Source organism: Vibrio sp. 1249-1, from assembly GCF_033340495.1.
This window is the reverse complement of the sequence record NZ_JAWOWJ010000319.1, coordinates 1-842: the sequence shown is the minus strand read 5'-3', so window position 1 is coordinate 842 and position 842 is coordinate 1. Positions and strand designations below refer to the sequence as shown.

At 43.7% G+C, this 842-nt stretch carries 1 protein-coding gene; it reads left to right on the top strand.

Annotation, left to right across the window (positions count from 1 at the left end):
* The first annotated feature begins 79 nt into the window (after positions 1 to 79).
* Positions 80 to 736 carry a cupin domain-containing protein gene (locus R7Z50_RS26110; protein WP_318149558.1) on the top strand — a complete coding sequence of 219 codons (657 nt, stop codon included), beginning with the start codon at positions 80 to 82 and terminating at the stop codon, positions 734 to 736.
* The last annotated feature ends 106 nt before the right edge of the window (positions 737 to 842 follow it).

Genomic DNA, 842 nt, shown 5'->3' with positions numbered 1-842 from the left:
TACCAACCATTGCATCAAATTACGTTTTTAAACGTATAATTGGAGCAAGAACCGACAAAATAAGTAACGGTATTTCAGTATGTTGAATATGGATTTTTCTCAAAGGGTCGTCATCGAAACAGGCAGCCAAAATTGGGTTGCTAGCCCCTCTCAAGGAGTGTGGCGTAAGCCATTGGAGCGAGAGGCAAAAGAATCTGGTCACGTAACCAGTGTAGTGAAGTACGAAGCAGGATCGCGTTTTTCTCCTCACCTTCACCCTTACGGAGAAGAAATTTTTGTGCTCGATGGTGTCTTCTCTGACGAAAATGGCGACTATCCCGCGGGTTCTTATCTTCGTAACCCACCCGACAGTCAGCACGCGCCGTTTAGCGAGAAAGGTTGTGTCATTTTGGTCAAGCTCAATCAATTTGATCCGAACGATCTTAAAACTGTTCGAATCAATACTCGAGAAACAGAATGGTTGCCTGGCATTGGCGGACTACAAGTGATGCCGTTACATGATTTTAAGCACGAGCATGTTGCGTTGGTGAAGTGGCCCAAAGGAGAAAAGTTTCAACCTCACAGACACTTTGGTGGAGAAGAAGTTTTTGTGTTGTCTGGCGAGTTTAGGGATGAGCTAGGTATATACCCAACACATACTTGGTTGCGATCACCTCACATGAGTGAGCACTTCCCTTTTGTAGAAGAAGAAACGGTAATTTGGGTGAAAACCGGACATTTGCCGCTCGGAAGTTGATCGTTCCTAAATACACATATGGGGAGTAGTCTGTCACAACATGTCTCCCCAAAGATTTAAAGTGAATCAAAAGATATGATAAATGCCCAGTTGAAGTAATATCTAT